A 15,797-nucleotide genomic window follows, 5' to 3' on the forward strand; every position below is an offset into this window, starting at 1 on the left:
CGGCTAGGCTGACGCCATGCGCCAATATCTCGACCTGATGGCCCGCGCCCTGAATGACGGCACCGAGCAGATGGACCGCACCGGCACCGGCACCCGATCGGTGTTCGGGCACCAGATGCGTTTCGACCTGCGCGAGGGCTTCCCGCTCGTCACGACCAAGAAGCTGCACCTGCGCTCGATCATCGTCGAGCTGCTTTGGTTCCTGCGCGGCGACACCAACGTCCAGTGGCTGCGCGATCGCAAATGCTCGATCTGGGACGAATGGGCGGACGAGAATGGCGATCTCGGCCCGGTCTATGGCAAGCAGTGGCGCGACTGGGAGACGGCGGACGGCCGCCATATCGACCAGATCGCCGAGCTGATCGAGACGATTCGCACCAATCCAGGGTCGCGCCGGATGATCGTGTCCGCCTGGAACCCGGGCGACCTGCACGCGATGGCGCTGGCGCCGTGCCACTGCCTGTTCCAGACCCATGTCGCCAATGGCCGGCTGAGCCTGCAGCTGTACCAGCGGTCGGCCGACATCTTCCTGGGGGTCCCGTTCAACATCGCCAGCTATGCGCTGCTCACCCATTTGCTGGCGCAGCAGACCGGGCTGGAGGTCGGCGAGTTCATCTGGACCGGCGGCGACTGCCACCTCTATTCCAACCATCTCGACCAGGCGCGCGAGCAATTGTCGCGCGAGCCAGGTGCGCTGCCGCGGCTGGAAATCCTGCGCAAGCCGGCGTCGATCGATGCCTATGACTATGAGGATTTCGCGATCCACGATTATGTCGCGCAGCCGCACATCAAGGCGCCGGTGGCGGTTTAGACTGACGGATTCCCCTCCTTCCAGGGACGGGAGCAAGTTGCGGATCTGAGGCGGAGACTAAATTGACCATCACCTTCCACCTCGCCCGCGCGACCAATGGGGTGATCGGCCGCGACGGCCAGCTGCCCTGGCGGCTGCCGGCCGATCTCAAGCGCTTCAAGACGCAGACCATGGGCAAGCCGATGCTGATGGGGCGCAAGACGTTCGAGAGCTTTCCCAGCCCCCTGCCCGGCCGTCGCCACATCGTGCTGACGCGCGACGCCGACTGGTCGGCGGAAGGGGCGGAGGCCGCGCATGACGTCGACGGCGCGCTCGCGCTTGCCGGGCCGGGCGAGGTGGCGGTCATCGGCGGGGCGGAAATTTTCGACCTGTTCCTGTCGCGCGCCGATGCAGTCGAGCTGACCGAGGTCCATCTCGATGCCGAAGGCGACGCGAGCGTCGCTGCATTCGATACGCTTGATTGGCGCGAGGTCTCGCGCGAGGATCACCCCGGCGAAGGCGGGCGTCCAGCCTATAGCTTCGTGAGGCTGGAACGCCGGAGGGGGTAGAGATGCGCAAATGGCCGTGGATCGCGGGCGGCGTGCTCGCGCTGGGGGCGGCCGCGTTCTTCGGCGTCGTGCCCGCCTATGTCGAATCGACGATGAACGTCGTGACCCCGGCTCCGTTGCCGGCGATCAGCGACGCGACGCGCACGCTGCACGCCAGTCTCCAGATCGCCGACATGCATGCCGACACGCTGATGTGGCGGCGCGACCTGCTGTCGCGCGCCAGCCGAGGCCAGGTTGACCTGCCGCGGCTGATCGAGGGCAATGTCGCGCTCCAGATTTTCTCGTCGGTGACCAAGACGCCCAAGGGCCAGAATTACGACGCAAACAATGGTGACACCGACAACATCACCCTGCTGACCGTTGCCCAGCTTCAGCCGGTGCGGACCTGGGGGTCGTTGCTCGAACGATCGCTGTGGCATGCGCAGAAGCTCGACAGCGCCGCCGCGCGATCAAATGGGCAGTTGCGGGTAATCCGGACCCCGGCGGATCTCGACCATCTGCTTACGGCGCGGGCAAGCGGGACCAAGGTCGTCGGCGGGATGCTGTCGATCGAGGGGCTCCAGGACCTGGAGGGGCGGATCGACAATCTCGATCGGCTCCATGCCGCGGGATTCCGCATGGCGGGACTGGCCCATTTCTTCGACAATGACGTCGCGGGATCGATGCACGGCGTCGAGAAGGGCGGCCTGACTCCGCTGGGATTCCGGGTCATAGCGCGGATGGAGCGGATCGGGATGATCGTCGATGTCGCCCATTCCAGCCACGCCGCACTGGCCGACATGCTGCGCGTCGCGAAACGCCCGCTGGTGTCGAGCCATGGCGGCGTCCAGGCGACCTGCCGGGTCAATCGCAACCTGACCGACGACGAGATTCGCGGCATCGCCCGCACCGGCGGCGTGATCGGCATCGGCTATTGGGACGCCGCAGTGTGCGGCACTCGGCCGGAGGATGTGGTGCGCGCGATCCTCCATGTCCGCACGCTGGTGGGGGTCGACCATGTCGGGCTGGGGTCGGATTTCGACGGTGCGGTGACCACTGGCTGGGACAGCGCGCAGCTGATCGCCATTACCCAGGGGCTGGTGAATGCCGGCCTGTCGTCGGACGAGATCCGCAAGGTGATGGGCGGCAATGTGCTGCGGGTGATCCGCGCGGGAATTGCGCCTGCCGCCTGAGCACGGCCGGGGATTTGATTGCGCGGGACGCGGCGGCTATGGCGCGCGCATGGAGCGGCTGGACGGCGGCTCGGCGGTTCCGGCGCATCTGCGCGGCGGTGTCGTCGCGCTCGGCAATTTCGATGGATTTCACCTGGGACACCAGGCGGTGGTGGCGCGGGCGGTGTCGCGCGCGCGCGAGCGCGGCGTGCCCGCGATCGTCGCGACCTTCGATCCGCATCCGCGCCGCTATTTCCAGCCGGATACGCCGCCCTTCCGCCTGACCACGCTCGACCAGCGCCAGCGGCTGTTCGCGGCAGCAGGCGCGCAGGCGATGCTGGTCTTCGCTTTCGATTCGGCGCTGGCAAGCCTGACGGCCGAAGCATTCGCGCGCGAGCGGCTGGTCGAGCTCGCCGGCGCCAGCGGGGTCGTGACCGGCGAGGACTTCACCTTCGGCAAGGGCCGCGGCGGCAACCCCGCGGTGCTTGCGGCGCTCGGCGCACAGCTTGGCTTTACCGCCGAGACGGTGCCGGCGGTCGGCGCCGGGGGCCACGCCTTTTCGTCGAGTCGGATCCGCGACTATCTGCGCGAGGGGCGCCCGCGCGACGCGGCCTATCTGCTCACCCGCCCCTTCTCGATCGAGGGCGAGGTCGTCCATGGCGCGAAGCTGGGACGCGAGCTCGGCTATCCGACCGCCAACATGGTGCTCGGCACCTATCTGCGTCCGGCCTATGGCATCTATGCCGTCCATGGCCGCCTGCCCGACGGGCGCGTGCTGAACGGCGTCGCCAATCTGGGCATCCGGCCGAGCATCGACCCGCCCGAGGAACTGCTGGAGAGCTTTTTCTTCGACTTTGCCGGAGACCTGTACGGCCAGGTGATTGAGGTTCAGCTGATCGAGTTCCTGCGACCCGAGGCGCGGTTCGACAGCCTGGATGCGCTGAAGGTCCAGATGGACGCCGATGCCGCCCGCGCCCGCGCCCTGCTCGACTGATCAGGCGAGATAATAGACGCAGGCGACATAGCTGCCCCAGACCGCCAGGGGCACCAATGCCCAGGCGGCAGCACTGGAGCAGCGGCCGAGCGTCAGCATCACCGCCAGCGTCGCGACGAGCGTAGCCAGCGTCCCGATCGCGCCCGCCGCCGGGCTGTCGAGCCCGCCGGTATAGACGGGAAACGCCAGGCAGATCGCCGCCAGCACGACCGGCAGCCAGGCGCGCCAGCCATGGTCATTCGTATCGCGCAGCCAGAACCAGCGCGCGGCGCCCATCAGCGCGAACTGCACGACCCAGATCGCACCGACCAGCGGCCCCGGCGGCACCCATCGCGCCTGTACGGGCGGAAGCGATCCGCCATCGGCGCCGAGTCCGAAGATCAGGGCATTGCCGACCAGCACGAGCGCGACGAGCGCGGCGATGTTGAGCCACAGCCCCTTGCTGTCGGTACGATTCAGGCTGGCGGCGGTCATTGCGGGCTCCCGATAGTGTCGATGCTGCGCAAAAACGCACGAAAGCATGAAGGTTGCCGAGAACAAGCGCTTTGAACTTGACCGCGCACCCGCTAATCCGCGCGCACCCATGACTGACGCAACAGATTTCCGCGACACCGTCTTCCTGCCGAAGACCGAGTTCCCGATGAAGGCCGGCCTTGCTGCCAAGGAACCGGCCATCCTCGAGCGCTGGGCACGAATTCGCCTGTATCAGCAGCTGCGCGAGGCACGTGCCGGGCGCGAGCGCTTCATCCTTCACGACGGCCCGCCCTATGCGAATGGCAACATTCACATGGGCCATGCGATGAACAAGATCCTGAAGGACATCGTCGTCCGGTCGCAGAGCCTGCTGGGCAAGGACGCGCCCTATGTCCCCGGCTGGGACTGTCACGGCCTGCCGATCGAATGGCAGATCGAGAAACAATATAAGGAAAAGAAGCGCAGCAAGGACGAGGTGCCCGCCGCCGAGTTCCGCGCCGAATGCCGCGCCTATGCCGCCAAATGGGTGGGCATCCAGCGCGAGCAGTTCGAGCGGCTGGGCGTGATGGGCGACTGGGACGATCCCTATCTGACGATGAACTTCGACAGCGAGGCGATCATCGCCGGCGAGCTGCTCAAGTTCGCCGAGAGCGGCCAGCTGTATCGCGGCGCGAAGCCGGTGATGTGGTCGCCGGTCGAGAAGACCGCGCTCGCCGATGCCGAGGTCGAGTATGAGGACATCGTCTCGACCCAGGTCGACATCGCGTTCGAGATCGTCGAGGCGCCGGGCGCACCCGAACTGGTCGGCGCGTCTGCGGTGATCTGGACGACCACGCCGTGGACGATCCCGGTGAACCAGGCGCTCGCCTATGGCCCGGGGGTCGAATATGAGCTGGTCGAGTGGAATGGCCGCCGCTTCCTGCTGGCTGCCGATCTGAAAGCGGCCGTGCTGAAGCGCTGGGGCGTCGATGCCGATAGCGGCGATGTGCGCTCGCTCGGCACCTTCGCCGGAACCCGCCTCGATGGCGCGGTCGCACGGCACCCGATGCACGCGCGCGGCGCGTTCTTCGCCAGGCCGCGCCCGCTGCTGGCGGGCGATTTCGTCACCACCGACGCCGGTACCGGCCTGGTGCACATGGCGCCCGATCACGGCGAGGACGACTTCCTGCTGTGCAAGGCCAACGGGATCGATCCGGTCTTCGCGGTGCAGGACGATGGCCGCTACCGCGACGACTGGGCGTGGATGGGCGGCAATGAATTGTCGGTCATCAACAAGAAGCTGAACGCGGCCGAAGGCCCGATCTGTTCGGACCTGCGCGAGGCGGGCGCCTTGCTCGCTGCGTCGGACGATTTCTCGCACAGCTATCCGCACAGCTGGCGGTCCAAGGCCAAGATCATCTTCCGCTGCACGCCACAATGGTTCATCCCGATGGACCGGGCGATCAACGCCGCGATCGCAACCGACTCGCCCGCGACAGGCGAAGCCGGAAATAAGGCCACGCTGCGCGAGCTGGCGCTCGACGCGATCGAGCGGACGCGGTGGGTGCCCGAAAAGGGCCGCAACCGGATCAGCGCGATGGTCGAGGGGCGCCCCGACTGGGTGATCAGCCGCCAGCGCGCCTGGGGCGTGCCGATCGCGCTCTATGTCCATCGCCAGAGCGGCGAGTATCTGCGCGATCCCGCGGTCAACGCCCGCATCCTCGACGCCTTCCGCGCCGGCGGTGCCGATGCCTGGTTCACGGCGGATCACCAGCAGCTGCTGGGCGCCGATTACGACCTGGCCGATTATGAAGTCGTCACCGACATCCTCGATGTCTGGTTCGACTCGGGCTCGACCCACAGCTTCGTGGTCGAGAAGCGCTATGGCGAGGGCGTCCGTGCCGACCTGTATCTCGAAGGGTCGGACCAGCATCGCGGCTGGTTCCAGTCGTCGCTGCTCGAGAGCTGCGGCACGCGCGGCCATGCGCCGTACGGCACCGTGCTGACGCACGGCTTCGCGCTGGACGGCAAGGGTCTGAAGATGTCCAAGTCGATCGGCAACATCGTCGATCCGCTCAAGGTCATCGGCGAGAGCGGCGCGGACATCCTGCGCCTTTGGGTCGCGCAGACCGATTATTTCGAGGATGTCCGCATCGGCAAGGAGGTACTGGCGGGCACGGGCGATGCCTATCGCAAGCTGCGCAACACCTTCCGCTATCTGCTGGGCGCGCTCGACGGATTCGGCGATGCCGAGAAGCTGCCGGTGGCCGAGATGCCCGAGCTCGAGCGTTACATCGTTCACAAGCTCGTCGCGCTCGATGCCGAGCTGAAGGATGCGGTCGGTGCCTATGAGTTCAACCGCTATGCCCGCGCGCTGACCGACTTCGCCAACGAGGATCTGTCGGCCTTCTTCTTCGATATCCGCAAGGATTCGCTCTATTGCGACGCGCCGGGCGATCCGAAGCGGCGCGCCTATCGTACCGTGCTCGACCTGCTGTTCCACGCACTGGTCCGCTACGCCGCGCCGATCCTCAGCTTCACCGCCGAGGAAGTGTGGCAGGCCCGCTATCCCAGCGAAGACGGGTCGGTGCATCTGCTCGAATGGCCGGAAATGCCGCAGGTCACCAGTGACCTCAGCGCCGACTGGAGTGCGGTGCGGGCGCTGCGCGAGAAGGTGACCGAGGCGATCGAGCCCTATCGCCGCGAGAAGACGATCCGATCGAGTCTCGAGGCCGAGGTGACCGTGCCCACACTGCCGCTGGGCGAGGACTTGCTCGCCGAGCTGTTCATCGTCTCGCGCGTCGCGGGCGGCGGCGACACGGTCACGGTCGTGCCCACGCAGCGCCTTAAATGCGGCCGATGCTGGCGGCATCTTCCCGAAGTTGCGAACGACGGCGCGCTGTGCGACCGCTGTTCCGAGGTGGTGGGCGCATGACCAAGACGCGTGGAATCGGACTGCTGGTTGCGCTGCTGGTGTTCCTGGTCGATCAGGGCACCAAATATTTCGTCACCCAGACCCTCGGCATCTCCTATGACGGCGCGTCGATGGAGATCTTCAGCTTCTTCGATCTGCGCTATGTCGAGAATATCGGCGTGTCGCTCGGCCTGTTCCGTGCGAGCAGCGAGTTCTGGCGCTGGGCGCTGGTGGCGCTGACCAGCCTGATCGCGGTCGGCGTGGTCGTGTGGATGCTGCGCGAGCGCAAGCTGGGCGACGTGGCCGCGCTTGGCCTCGTCCTGGGCGGCGCGCTGGGCAATATTCTGGATCGCAGCCGGCTTGGCTTCGTGGTCGACTTTGCGGACCTTCACTTCGGCACCTGGCGGCCGTTTTTGGTCTTCAATGTCGCCGATGCTGCGATTACCATCGGCGTGCTGATCCTGCTGGTTCGCGCGCTCTTCGTGCGTGACAAGCCTCGGGCCACGCAGCGGGATTCTGTGGAGACTATCAATGCGTAAGACTGTCCTGATCGCCGGCGCGCTCGCGCTGGTCGCTTCGCTGTCGGCCTGCGGGCGCAGCGGCTATGACCGTGCCCGTCCCGACGAGTTCGCGGTTGCGCGTGCGGCACCGCTGGTGATCCCACCCGATTTCGCGCTGGTCCCGCCGCGTCCGGGTGCCCCGCGCGCGCAGGATTCGCAGCCGCAGAACCAGGCGCTCGACGCACTGTTCGGTGGTTCGGCCGTGCGCAGCGGCAGCGAGAATGCGACGCTGGACGCCGCCGGGCGCACCGGCGCCGACCAGGGCGCGCGCAGCACCGTCGGCGACCCCAACACGACCGTGGTCGACAAGGGCAGCACGACCCGCGACATCATCGCCGCGCCCGAGGGCACCGGCCGCGACGCATCGGCCGCGACACCGCAATAATCGTCCCCGGACGATCGAACAGGGCCGCTCCTCGACCGAGGCGCGGCCCTTTTTCGTGCGCCGGACAGCAAAAGGGGCCGCGGAACAGGTCCGCGGCCCCCTTGGCACCGGTTGTAACGAGGATCAGAAGCTGACGCTGACCGATCCGACGACGCCCGCCTTGCTGGCATTCTTGCCGCTGGGGGTGATGTAAGCACCATCGGTGTCGACATAGGAAACGCCGAAGGTCAGCGACTTCCACGTCGCGGAGGCGCCCAGGCTCCAGTCGGTATATTCGTTGCCAATGCCCAGCCAGCTGGGACCCCAGGTGTGACCGAGATGGGCGGACAGCGAGATCGGGGTGTTCGGGATCGACGTCGACAGGTCGCCCGCCAGATAGGCGTTGTCCTGCTTCGGCCCGCCGAGCTGGCCCTGGTCCAGCGCAAGCGAGGTCTGCTTCGGCGCATAGGCGAAGCTCGCCTTCGCCGTCACTGGGCCGATTCCGTAGGAGACCGCAGCATAGGGTTCGAAGATGCTCGACTTGCTGACGTCGCCGGGGAAGCCAGGCTTTGTGCCCGGATAGAGGTAATAGACCGCGCCGATGTCGAAGGTGACACCGCCGGACGTGGTCTTGAACCCGGCGATCAGGTCGATCTCCTGATTGGCCGAGCCATGGACAGTGACATAGTCGTCGACTGACGATCCCCAGACCGAGGCGTAGAAGCCGGACGCGTGGCTGACGGTGATGCCCGCCTGGACGGCGAAATTGCCGTCGGTCTGCGAAATGCCGCGAAAGCGGTAATCGCTGACCACGGCAGCACTGCCGCTGATGGTGATTTCGGGAGCCGGCTCGGTCTCTTCCTGAGCGAAGGCCGGGGTCGCACCGGCGAGTGCGCACACGCCGAGCATGATTTTCGAGAAACGCATCTTCATCCCTTTCGGTTAGATTCGATGGTTCCCGCCTGCTGTCGGCGGTGCGAGCTGTCTGAGGCCCGAAAGACCCGCGCCGCTATCGCCGACGATGTAACAATGCAGAAACACGCTGCACCGCACAACAAAATAAGCCTGCAAGGCGACGTAACCTTGCAGGTGTTGCGACATCGCAACAGAAATGAAGGGTCGGTGGGTCCGCTCCGCCGATTGAATCAGGCGTCGCGGAGCGCCACGATTGCGTCGATTTCGACCACCGCGCCCAGCGGCAGGACGGCGACGCCGACGGCGCTACGCGCATGCTTGCCCGAGTCGCCGAACACCGCCGCCATCAGTTCCGACGCGCCATTGGCGACTTTGGCCTGATCGGTGAAATCTACAGCCGAATTGACGAAAACGCCGAGCTTCACGATTCGCTCGACCCGGTGAAAATCGCCGCCGAGCGCCTTGCGGATCTGTGCCAGCAGCATGACAGCGCAACGCTGCGCCGCTTCTGCAGCGTAATCGAGGTCGCGATCCTCTCCGGCCCGACCGGTCATCAACTGTCCGTCCTTGAACGGAAGCTGCCCCGAGATGTGAAGCAGTCCGCCGATCTCCACCGCGGGAAGATAGGCAGCGACGGGTGCCGCTGCTTCGGGGAGGGTCAGGCCGAACTCGGCCAGCTTCGCTTCGATCTGCGTGGTCATGCCATGGTCTCAACCATTGGCGGCAACCGCGGTCAAGCCTTGCGCGAAGCGCTCTGCGATCCAGGCTTCGGCCTCCTGCCAGTCGTCGATTCGCGCATGGGCGTGGGGCGCGGGCGGAATATGCGGGGCAAGCGTCGGCTCGGACACCATGTGGAGGCGGAAGACGTCGGGCGCATGGGTCGCCACCGATTCGTGATGTACGGCCAGGTCGTCGATGAACACCGTCACGCTGGGTGCGAACTCCTCGACCAGCCGGGCGACCGGCTCGCCCTTGCCGCCCTGGTTGCACTCGACCCGGTGGTGGATGCCGTGCGCCGCCAGCTGTTCGATGCGCGGCTCGCGACACTGGTCGCGCAAATTGGTCAGCACGACGATATCGGCGCGCTCCGACAGCGTCGCCAGCGCCTCGCGCGCATGGGGCACCAGCGTCTGCCGCCCCATCTCGGCCGGAAAGAAGCTGTTGAGCAGCGCCCACATTTCTTCGCGCGCGACCCGGCCACCGTCGGAACGCCGGGTCAGCGCCTCGTCGAAATGCCCGCGCGACAGGTCGAAATCGATCTCGTGAGCTTCGTCCAGCCAGGTGCCGAAATGCCTTACCATGTGGAGCAGCACTTCGTCGCAGTCGGTGATCAGCAGCGGTTTCATCAGTTCTCCAGCGCGAGTCGCGCAGCGACAAGATTCGAGGGTGCGACGCCGAGCGATTCGGCACAGGCGATCAGATCGGGTTCATGCGCCTCGAGAAAGCCCAGGGTCGCGGCAAGCGTTGCCGGCTCCCCCGCCAGATCGCGCAATTCGGATGGGTCCAGACCGGTCAGGTCGAGCAGCCGCCGAGCGCGCGCAGAATCCTCCAGCGTCCAAATGAGCGCGGATAGCGCAAGCGAGAACGCACCGGATTCGAACGCAGATCGGGTACCGTCCGGCGAGTCGGCGTTTGTCTCGGGCGCAGCCATGGCCTAGAGCTTGTCCTTAGATAATAAGGGTCTGCGCGTGGCAAAACGGGTGCTCGTTGTCGAGGACAACGAACTCAATCTAAAACTTTTCTGCGACTTGTTGCGGGCACACGATCTGGAGGTGGAGCCGGTTCGGGACGGACGCGAGGCCGTGGCGACGGCCCGCGACTTTCAGCCGGATCTGGTCGTGATGGACATTCAGATGCCCCATGTCACCGGCCTGGAGCTGATCCAGCAGATGAAGTTCGACCCCAGCCTCCGCGCCATCCCGATCATGGCGGTGACGGCCTATTCCGGCCGCGAGGACGAGGAGCGAATCCGCACCGCCGGCGCGAACGCCTATGTGTCGAAGCCGATCTCGCTGGTCCGGTTCATGGATGAGGTTCGGGCGCTGCTACCCGCCTAGATCGGTCGACGAACGGCGAACACAGCGAAAAGCCCCCTTCCTGGCGGAAGAGGGCGTCGCCTGGCGTGGGACCATTGTCCGCGCCGGATCGCGTAAACCGCGGCGCCGGCAGGGCTTACTTGATCTTCGCTTCCTTGAACTCGACATGCTTGCGCACGACCGGGTCGTACTTGCGGAAGGTCAGCTTCTCGGTCTGGTTGCGCGGATTCTTCTTGGTGACGTAGAAGAAGCCCGTATCCGCCGAGCTGACGAGCTTGATCTTGACAGTGGTCGGCTTGGCCATGGCCCGAAAACCCTTAGATTCTGCGAAAAGGAAAAAGCGGCACGCGCTAGCGCACCGCCATCAGGGGCGGCAGTTGCTCTACTCCGCGACAAAAGTCAAGGCGTCGCTGACGAGGTGCCGGACCAAAGGCTCCCGGAACATCACGCAGCCTTGCGGCTCGCAATTGGCCGGCATGCACGCCAGCCCCGTCATCGACCGCCTACCCTCTCACGATCGGTCGATTCGATCGCTGTCATCGGGATTTCGCCTAGGCGAACCGGGACCCGAACGCCTATCTCGACGTTATCGTTACGAACCCGAATCGCCGGAGGATATGATGGCTGACACAAAGGCGCTGCAGACGCCCACCGACCTCAATCGCAACGAGACCAAGAGCGTGGCCGACGCGCTGAACAGCGCGCTGGCGGACAGCTACGCGCTGTACTTCAAGACGAAGAATTTCCACTGGCACGTGTCGGGCCCGCACTTCCGTGACTATCACCTGCTGCTCGACGATCAGGCCGCGCAGATCCTGGGGATCACCGACGCGATCGCGGAGCGGGTGCGCAAGACCGGCAACATGACGCTGCGCTCGATCGGCGACATCGCACGGCGCCAGACGCTGAGCGACAATGATGCCGATTTCGTCACCCCCGGCGATATGCTGTCCGAACTGCGCGACGACAATCTGAAGCTGGTCGAGAGTTTCCGCGCGGTGAAGGAAGCGGCCGAGAATGCGAACGACAATGCCACCTCGGGTATCGTCGACGAGTGGACCGACCAGGCCGAGGAGCGCGCCTGGTTCCTGTTCGAGGCATCGCGCAAGGGCTGATCGCCTGCACGAGCAACAAGAAAGGGCCGGGAGCGATCCCGGCCCTTTCCTTTTCCCCCGTCGATTACTTGATCGCGGCGAGTTCCTTTTCGATCTTGGTCAGCGTCTCTTCGGTGATCGCGCCGCCCGACATGGGCTGGACCTGGCGCAGGCTCATCGTCTTGAACATCTCGTAATGCTCGTGCTTCGAGACGTCGCCGCCGAGATTGGCGGTCAGGACCGCATTGGCCTTCGCGTCGGCGACCAGCGTCTCGATCGGGGTGTCGAGGTTGAACTTGGCGGCAGCCGGGGCGCTCTGCGCTGCCGGTCCGGTCTGCGCCGAAGCGGCGGCGGGAATCAGAAAGGCTGCGGCGGCCGCAGCGGCGATCACGAACTTCATGGGCAGTGCTCTCCATCGAATGTGGAGCCCCGCTCCACAACCACATGGCTAATCGCGATTCGTGGCTTTGGCGAGGCCGTCAGTCCGCGTTCGCAGGACCGAGCGTGATCAGCCACCAGTCGGGCGGCGCACCGAAGCGAAATGGCAGCAGGCTGGTGCCCAGGCCGCCGGTGACCACGATCGCCCGGCCATGTTCGCGGATCACCCCGCACAGATAGCGGTCGCCATAGCGGGAGGCCGTTTCGATCGCGCCGTAGATCGGCAACACGACCTGACCGCAATGCGTATGCCCCGCCAGGACGATCGGGAACTTCCGCCCCAGCTTCGGTACGATGTCAGGGCTGTGGGTGAAGGCGAGGGTCGGCCCGGGCAGCGCGTCAGCGGCGCGAATCGAGGCCGGAATATTCGCATGGCGCGTCACGAGATCGTCGATACCGACGAGCGTGAGTGGCCCCACACGCCGCGCCGTGTTCGACAGGACCGTAATGCCGGCATCCTCCAGCGCCTTGCGCATCGCAGGACCGCCATGGCCGTGATCGTGATTCCCCAGCACCGCAAAAACGCCGAGCGAGGCTCTCAGCTTCGAGAGCGGCGCAGCGATTTCGGCTTGGGAGTAATAGCGGCTTGCGACCGGGCGATCGCCGATGAAATCGCCGGCGAGAAGGACGACATCCGGTTTCCGCGCGTTCACGCCCTCGACGATGCGCGCGACGCGCTCGGGCGGCATATCGGGACCTTGGACATGGATGTCGCTGATCAGCGCGACACGGACCGGCGCTGCGTCCTTCGGCCAGTCGGTCATGCCGATACGGACGCCGCGGACCGTCGGATCGACGAGGATATTGGCGTAGCTCCAGCCGATCAGAGCGAGGATGACGAGGAGGATCAAGCCGAGCAAACGGAACATCCGCCCGCCCCTAGCGTAATCCCGGAATGACGGCCATCTCCTGCTGATGCGCGCCTTTGCCGACCTTCTCGACGGGTTGATCTACACGCGTTCGCGCAACGCGAAGCTGCGGCGCATCGGCGATTACCTGAAGGCGACGCCCGATCCCGATCGCGGCTGGGCGATGGCAGCACTCACTGGCGGGCTCGACCTGCCGGCGGTAAAACCCGCACTGATCCGCGCGATGGTCGAGGAACGGGTCGATCCCGTTCTTTACGCTATGAGCCGAGATTTCGTCGGCGATTCGGCCGAGACGATCGCCTTGCTCTGGCCCGAGCCGATGACCGCCCCTGAGGGAAGCGGGCCGTTACGCCTGTCCGAGGTGGTCGACCGGCTGGCCACGCTCTCCCGATCGGACGCGCCCGGCGTACTCGCCTCGATGCTTGATCGGCTCGACGCCGACGAACGGTTCGCGTTGTTGAAGCTGGCCATGGGCGCGCTTCGCGTCGGCGTATCCGCCCGGCTGGCCAAGACTGCGCTTGCCCAGGCGTTCGGCCTCGATGTCGAGGCGGTCGAGGAAGTGTGGCACGGGCTGCAGCCGCCCTATTCGGAGCTGTTCGACTGGGCCGAGGGCCGTGGCGTCCAGCCAAGCGCACAGAACGTCCCCGTGTTTCGCCCCTTCATGCTCGCGCACCCGCTGGAGGAGACGCGGGTGGATCTCGCCGACTATGCCGCGGAATGGAAATGGGACGGGATCCGGGTGCAGCTGGTGCATGTTGCCGGCCAGACGCGCCTCTACAGCCGGGCCGGCGACGACATCACCCATAGTTTTCCCGAGATCGCCGAAGCATTTGCGGAGGCGGGCGCGCTCGACGGCGAATTGCTGGTGAAGGGCGAGGCGCAGGGCGGCGCGATTGGTGAAGGCGGCGGCGCGGGCAGCTTCAACGCGCTACAGCAGCGACTGGGACGCAAGCAGGTCAGCGCAAAAACGCTTGCCGACTACCCGGCCTTTGTCCGGCTCTACGACATCCTGTTCGACGGCCCGGAGGATCTGCGCGAATTGCCATGGCACGAGCGGCGCCGGCGGCTCGAGGCGTTCGCAGTCCGGCTCGATCCCGAGCGGTTCGATGTCTCCGCTTTGATCGAGGCGAGCGATTTCGAGGCCCTGGAGGAAATCCGCGCCGGCGCCCGCGACGCCGCGATCGAGGGCGTCATGCTCAAGCGGCGCGAGTCCCCCTATGTCACCGGCCGCCGGGTCGGCCTATGGTACAAGTGGAAGCGCGATCCGCTGACCGCCGACTGCGTGCTGATGTACGCCCAGCGCGGCAGCGGCAAGCGCAGTTCCTTCTATTCCGATTTCACCTTCGGAGCGTGGACGGAGGACGGCGAACTGCTTCCGGTCGGCAAGGCCTATTTCGGCTTCACCGACGAGGAGCTGAAATGGCTCGATCGGTTCGTCCGGACGAACACGCTCAACCGCTTCGGGCCGGTGCGCGAGGTCGAGAAGACGCTCGTGCTGGAGGTCGCGTTCGATTCGATCCACGAATCGAAACGGCACAAGTCGGGCCTGGCGATGCGCTTTCCCCGGATCGCCCGCATCCGCAACGACAAGCCCGCGGCGGAAGCAGACCGGATCGAGACGCTACGGCGCATGGCGACCTGAACGCTCAATCTCTTTCCTTGGCACAGACCTCGGGATAGCAAGCGGTCGAAGGGGACCGGGGCTTGGCGGACAATGAAGGGCGATGGCAGCAACATCAGATTGCGATCGGCGCCGCCTTGGTTAGCCCCACGCCGCACCTCGCATGCCGGATCGCGAGGTCGTGATTCCAGAGATGCTCGCTCCTGCGATGATGATCGCTTCCGGATCGATCCATGCGGTAGTCAATGCGATCTTGAAGAGCGGCAGGGACAAGATGACCGCGCGCAGCGTCATCGACGGGTCGAGCGCGGTGCTGCTGTTGCCCGCCCTGTTCTTCGTCCCGCTACCGCACGGCGCCTGGCACTGGCTGGGCGCCAGCGCGCTGGTTCACTGCGTCTATCTTTATGCATTGGTACGCGCGTTCGAGGCGAGCGACATGTCGGCCGCCTATCCGATCCTGCGCGGTACCGCTCCGTTGCTGACTGCGGCGGTTACAGTCGGGCTGCTGGGCGAGGAAGCGAGCCTTGGCGACCTGTTGGGCACGGCACTGATCGGCATCGCGGTGCTGATGATGGTGGCGGGCAAGCATATCCATGCCGCCGGACTCCGCTGGTCGCTGACGACCGGGGCGATGATTGCCGCCTATACGGTCATCGACGCCGCCGGAGTGCGCGCAGCGCCGACAGCGGTCAGTTATATCGTCTGGCTGTTCGTCATCGGGGGCATCGCGATCGTCAGCCTCTTCGCGCTTGTCTCGAAGGGGGCAGTTCTGGTGGCCGCGCGGAGCCAGTGGCGTGCGGGCGTCGTCGCTGGTGCGCTGTCGATCGTCACCTACGGCCTTGCGCTCCAGGCCTATGCGCTGGGCCCCACTGCGCCGTTGGCGGCCCTGCGCGAGACCGGGATGATCACCGCACTCCTGATCTCGCTGATCGTGTTGAAGGAGCAGGTCACGTGGTTGCGCGCTGCCAGCGTGATTGGCGTGATGGCCGGAGCCGCGCTGATCCTAACGCGCTGACAGCAAGCTGAAAC

19 protein-coding genes are annotated in these 15,797 nt (G+C 65.8%); 11 read left to right on the forward strand and 8 right to left on the reverse strand.

Annotated features, from left to right (window positions below; translation table 11 throughout):
* Positions 1-16: 16 nt before the first annotated feature.
* From ACZ1H8_RS05800 to ACZ1H8_RS05815, 4 genes are all read left to right on the forward strand, one after another.
* Positions 17-811, forward strand: coding sequence for a thymidylate synthase (locus ACZ1H8_RS05800; RefSeq protein ID WP_465180408.1), 795 nt, complete (start codon positions 17-19; stop codon positions 809-811).
* A gap of 62 nt (positions 812-873) precedes the next feature.
* Positions 874-1,359 carry a dihydrofolate reductase gene (locus tag ACZ1H8_RS05805; RefSeq protein WP_465180409.1) on the forward strand — a complete coding sequence of 162 codons (486 nt, stop codon included), beginning with the start codon at positions 874-876 and terminating at the stop codon, positions 1,357-1,359.
* A 2-nt stretch (positions 1,360-1,361) separates the two neighbouring features.
* Positions 1,362-2,531, forward strand: a complete 1,170-nt coding sequence (locus ACZ1H8_RS05810) for a dipeptidase (RefSeq protein WP_465180410.1) — start codon at positions 1,362-1,364, stop codon at positions 2,529-2,531.
* Positions 2,532-2,580: 49 nt separating this feature from the next.
* On the forward strand, positions 2,581-3,504 hold the full coding sequence (locus tag ACZ1H8_RS05815; protein WP_465180411.1) for a bifunctional riboflavin kinase/FAD synthetase: 924 nt from the start codon (positions 2,581-2,583) through the stop codon (positions 3,502-3,504).
* Here ACZ1H8_RS05815 and ACZ1H8_RS05820 read toward each other — a convergent pair whose 3' ends face one another.
* Entirely contained in the window at positions 3,505-3,978 is a 474-nt protein-coding gene (locus ACZ1H8_RS05820) for a tryptophan-rich sensory protein (protein ID WP_465180412.1), read from the reverse strand. It lies immediately after the preceding gene.
* 109 nt (positions 3,979-4,087) lie between these two features.
* Here ACZ1H8_RS05820 and ileS point away from each other — a divergent pair, with 109 nt between their 5' ends.
* The 3 genes from ileS to ACZ1H8_RS05835 are packed head-to-tail and all read left to right on the forward strand — an operon-like array spanning position 4,088 to position 7,816.
* Positions 4,088-6,892, forward strand: a complete 2,805-nt coding sequence (ileS, locus tag ACZ1H8_RS05825) for an isoleucine--tRNA ligase (RefSeq protein ID WP_465180413.1) — start codon at positions 4,088-4,090, stop codon at positions 6,890-6,892.
* Positions 6,889-7,410: a signal peptidase II gene (gene lspA / locus ACZ1H8_RS05830; RefSeq protein ID WP_465180414.1), complete on the forward strand. Its 522-nt coding sequence runs from the start codon at positions 6,889-6,891 to the stop codon at positions 7,408-7,410. Before ileS ends, lspA begins: the two co-directional genes overlap by 4 nt.
* Entirely contained in the window at positions 7,403-7,816 is a 414-nt protein-coding gene (locus ACZ1H8_RS05835; RefSeq protein ID WP_346244606.1) for a DUF3035 domain-containing protein, read from the forward strand. Before lspA ends, ACZ1H8_RS05835 begins: the two co-directional genes overlap by 8 nt.
* A gap of 123 nt (positions 7,817-7,939) precedes the next feature.
* Here ACZ1H8_RS05835 and ACZ1H8_RS05840 read toward each other — a convergent pair whose 3' ends face one another.
* From ACZ1H8_RS05840 to ACZ1H8_RS05855, 4 genes are all read right to left on the reverse strand, one after another.
* Entirely contained in the window at positions 7,940-8,722 is a 783-nt protein-coding gene (locus ACZ1H8_RS05840) for a TorF family putative porin (protein WP_465180415.1), read from the reverse strand.
* Positions 8,723-8,940: 218 nt separating this feature from the next.
* On the reverse strand, positions 8,941-9,411 hold the full coding sequence (locus ACZ1H8_RS05845) for a RidA family protein (protein WP_465180416.1): 471 nt from the start codon (positions 9,409-9,411) through the stop codon (positions 8,941-8,943).
* A gap of 9 nt (positions 9,412-9,420) precedes the next feature.
* Positions 9,421-10,056 (reverse strand): HAD family hydrolase, encoded by a 636-nt coding sequence (locus ACZ1H8_RS05850; protein ID WP_465180417.1) that lies wholly within the window; start codon positions 10,054-10,056, stop codon positions 9,421-9,423.
* A complete protein-coding gene (locus tag ACZ1H8_RS05855; RefSeq protein ID WP_465180418.1) occupies positions 10,056-10,361 on the reverse strand; it encodes a DUF3572 family protein in 306 nt (101 codons plus the stop codon). Before ACZ1H8_RS05855 ends, ACZ1H8_RS05850 begins: the two co-directional genes overlap by 1 nt.
* Before the next feature lie 37 nt (positions 10,362-10,398).
* Here ACZ1H8_RS05855 and ACZ1H8_RS05860 point away from each other — a divergent pair, with 37 nt between their 5' ends.
* Positions 10,399-10,767 (forward strand): response regulator, encoded by a 369-nt coding sequence (locus ACZ1H8_RS05860; RefSeq protein ID WP_110149160.1) that lies wholly within the window; start codon positions 10,399-10,401, stop codon positions 10,765-10,767.
* A gap of 115 nt (positions 10,768-10,882) precedes the next feature.
* Here ACZ1H8_RS05860 and rpmG read toward each other — a convergent pair whose 3' ends face one another.
* Complete coding sequence (rpmG, locus tag ACZ1H8_RS05865) at positions 10,883-11,050, reverse strand: 50S ribosomal protein L33 (protein ID WP_055757016.1); 168 nt, start codon at positions 11,048-11,050, stop codon at positions 10,883-10,885.
* A gap of 316 nt (positions 11,051-11,366) precedes the next feature.
* Between rpmG and ACZ1H8_RS05870 the strand changes: the two genes are divergently transcribed.
* Positions 11,367-11,861 carry a Dps family protein gene (locus ACZ1H8_RS05870; protein WP_465180419.1) on the forward strand — a complete coding sequence of 165 codons (495 nt, stop codon included), beginning with the start codon at positions 11,367-11,369 and terminating at the stop codon, positions 11,859-11,861.
* 64 nt (positions 11,862-11,925) lie between these two features.
* On the opposite strand, the gene ACZ1H8_RS05875 is transcribed toward ACZ1H8_RS05870, so the two are convergent.
* Together ACZ1H8_RS05875 and ACZ1H8_RS05880 are read right to left on the reverse strand one after the other, a co-directional pair.
* The gene (locus tag ACZ1H8_RS05875) at positions 11,926-12,240 is read right to left on the reverse strand and encodes a hypothetical protein (RefSeq protein ID WP_465180420.1); all 315 of its coding nucleotides are present in this window, start codon (positions 12,238-12,240) and stop codon (positions 11,926-11,928) included.
* Positions 12,241-12,319: 79 nt separating this feature from the next.
* Positions 12,320-13,147 (reverse strand): metallophosphoesterase, encoded by an 828-nt coding sequence (locus ACZ1H8_RS05880; RefSeq protein ID WP_465180421.1) that lies wholly within the window; start codon positions 13,145-13,147, stop codon positions 12,320-12,322.
* Between the two features lie 46 nt (positions 13,148-13,193).
* Between ACZ1H8_RS05880 and ACZ1H8_RS05885 the strand changes: the two genes are divergently transcribed.
* Both ACZ1H8_RS05885 and ACZ1H8_RS05890 read left to right on the forward strand, forming a co-directional pair.
* The gene (locus tag ACZ1H8_RS05885) at positions 13,194-14,789 is read left to right on the forward strand and encodes a cisplatin damage response ATP-dependent DNA ligase (protein WP_465180422.1); all 1,596 of its coding nucleotides are present in this window, start codon (positions 13,194-13,196) and stop codon (positions 14,787-14,789) included.
* Positions 14,790-14,976: 187 nt separating this feature from the next.
* Positions 14,977-15,783 (forward strand): EamA family transporter, encoded by an 807-nt coding sequence (locus tag ACZ1H8_RS05890; protein WP_465180423.1) that lies wholly within the window; start codon positions 14,977-14,979, stop codon positions 15,781-15,783.
* The last annotated feature ends 14 nt before the right edge of the window (positions 15,784-15,797 follow it).

Source organism: Sphingomonas sp. BL-S-25, from assembly GCF_055521555.1.

What these genes read in the sequence shown, in the direction of transcription:
- ACZ1H8_RS05880 (WP_465180421.1), bottom strand. Translation starts at nt 13,147, where the DNA reads ATGTTCCGTTTGCTCGGCTTGATCCTCCTCGTCATCCTCGCTCTGATC.
- ACZ1H8_RS05885 (WP_465180422.1), top strand. Translation starts at nt 13,194, where the DNA reads ATGCGCGCCTTTGCCGACCTTCTCGACGGGTTGATCTACACGCGTTCG.
- ACZ1H8_RS05810 (WP_465180410.1), top strand. Translation starts at nt 1,362, where the DNA reads ATGCGCAAATGGCCGTGGATCGCGGGCGGCGTGCTCGCGCTGGGGGCG.
- ileS (WP_465180413.1), top strand. Translation starts at nt 4,088, where the DNA reads ATGACTGACGCAACAGATTTCCGCGACACCGTCTTCCTGCCGAAGACC.
- rpmG (WP_055757016.1), bottom strand. Translation starts at nt 11,050, where the DNA reads ATGGCCAAGCCGACCACTGTCAAGATCAAGCTCGTCAGCTCGGCGGAT.
- ACZ1H8_RS05835 (WP_346244606.1), top strand. Translation starts at nt 7,403, where the DNA reads ATGCGTAAGACTGTCCTGATCGCCGGCGCGCTCGCGCTGGTCGCTTCG.
- ACZ1H8_RS05845 (WP_465180416.1), bottom strand. Translation starts at nt 9,411, where the DNA reads ATGACCACGCAGATCGAAGCGAAGCTGGCCGAGTTCGGCCTGACCCTC.
- lspA (WP_465180414.1), top strand. Translation starts at nt 6,889, where the DNA reads ATGACCAAGACGCGTGGAATCGGACTGCTGGTTGCGCTGCTGGTGTTC.
- ACZ1H8_RS05840 (WP_465180415.1), bottom strand. Translation starts at nt 8,722, where the DNA reads ATGCGTTTCTCGAAAATCATGCTCGGCGTGTGCGCACTCGCCGGTGCG.
- ACZ1H8_RS05815 (WP_465180411.1), top strand. Translation starts at nt 2,581, where the DNA reads ATGGAGCGGCTGGACGGCGGCTCGGCGGTTCCGGCGCATCTGCGCGGC.
- ACZ1H8_RS05890 (WP_465180423.1), top strand. Translation starts at nt 14,977, where the DNA reads ATGATGATCGCTTCCGGATCGATCCATGCGGTAGTCAATGCGATCTTG.
- ACZ1H8_RS05820 (WP_465180412.1), bottom strand. Translation starts at nt 3,978, where the DNA reads ATGACCGCCGCCAGCCTGAATCGTACCGACAGCAAGGGGCTGTGGCTC.
- ACZ1H8_RS05800 (WP_465180408.1), top strand. Translation starts at nt 17, where the DNA reads ATGCGCCAATATCTCGACCTGATGGCCCGCGCCCTGAATGACGGCACC.
- ACZ1H8_RS05875 (WP_465180420.1), bottom strand. Translation starts at nt 12,240, where the DNA reads ATGAAGTTCGTGATCGCCGCTGCGGCCGCCGCAGCCTTTCTGATTCCC.
- ACZ1H8_RS05870 (WP_465180419.1), top strand. Translation starts at nt 11,367, where the DNA reads ATGGCTGACACAAAGGCGCTGCAGACGCCCACCGACCTCAATCGCAAC.
- ACZ1H8_RS05850 (WP_465180417.1), bottom strand. Translation starts at nt 10,056, where the DNA reads ATGAAACCGCTGCTGATCACCGACTGCGACGAAGTGCTGCTCCACATG.
- ACZ1H8_RS05855 (WP_465180418.1), bottom strand. Translation starts at nt 10,361, where the DNA reads ATGGCTGCGCCCGAGACAAACGCCGACTCGCCGGACGGTACCCGATCT.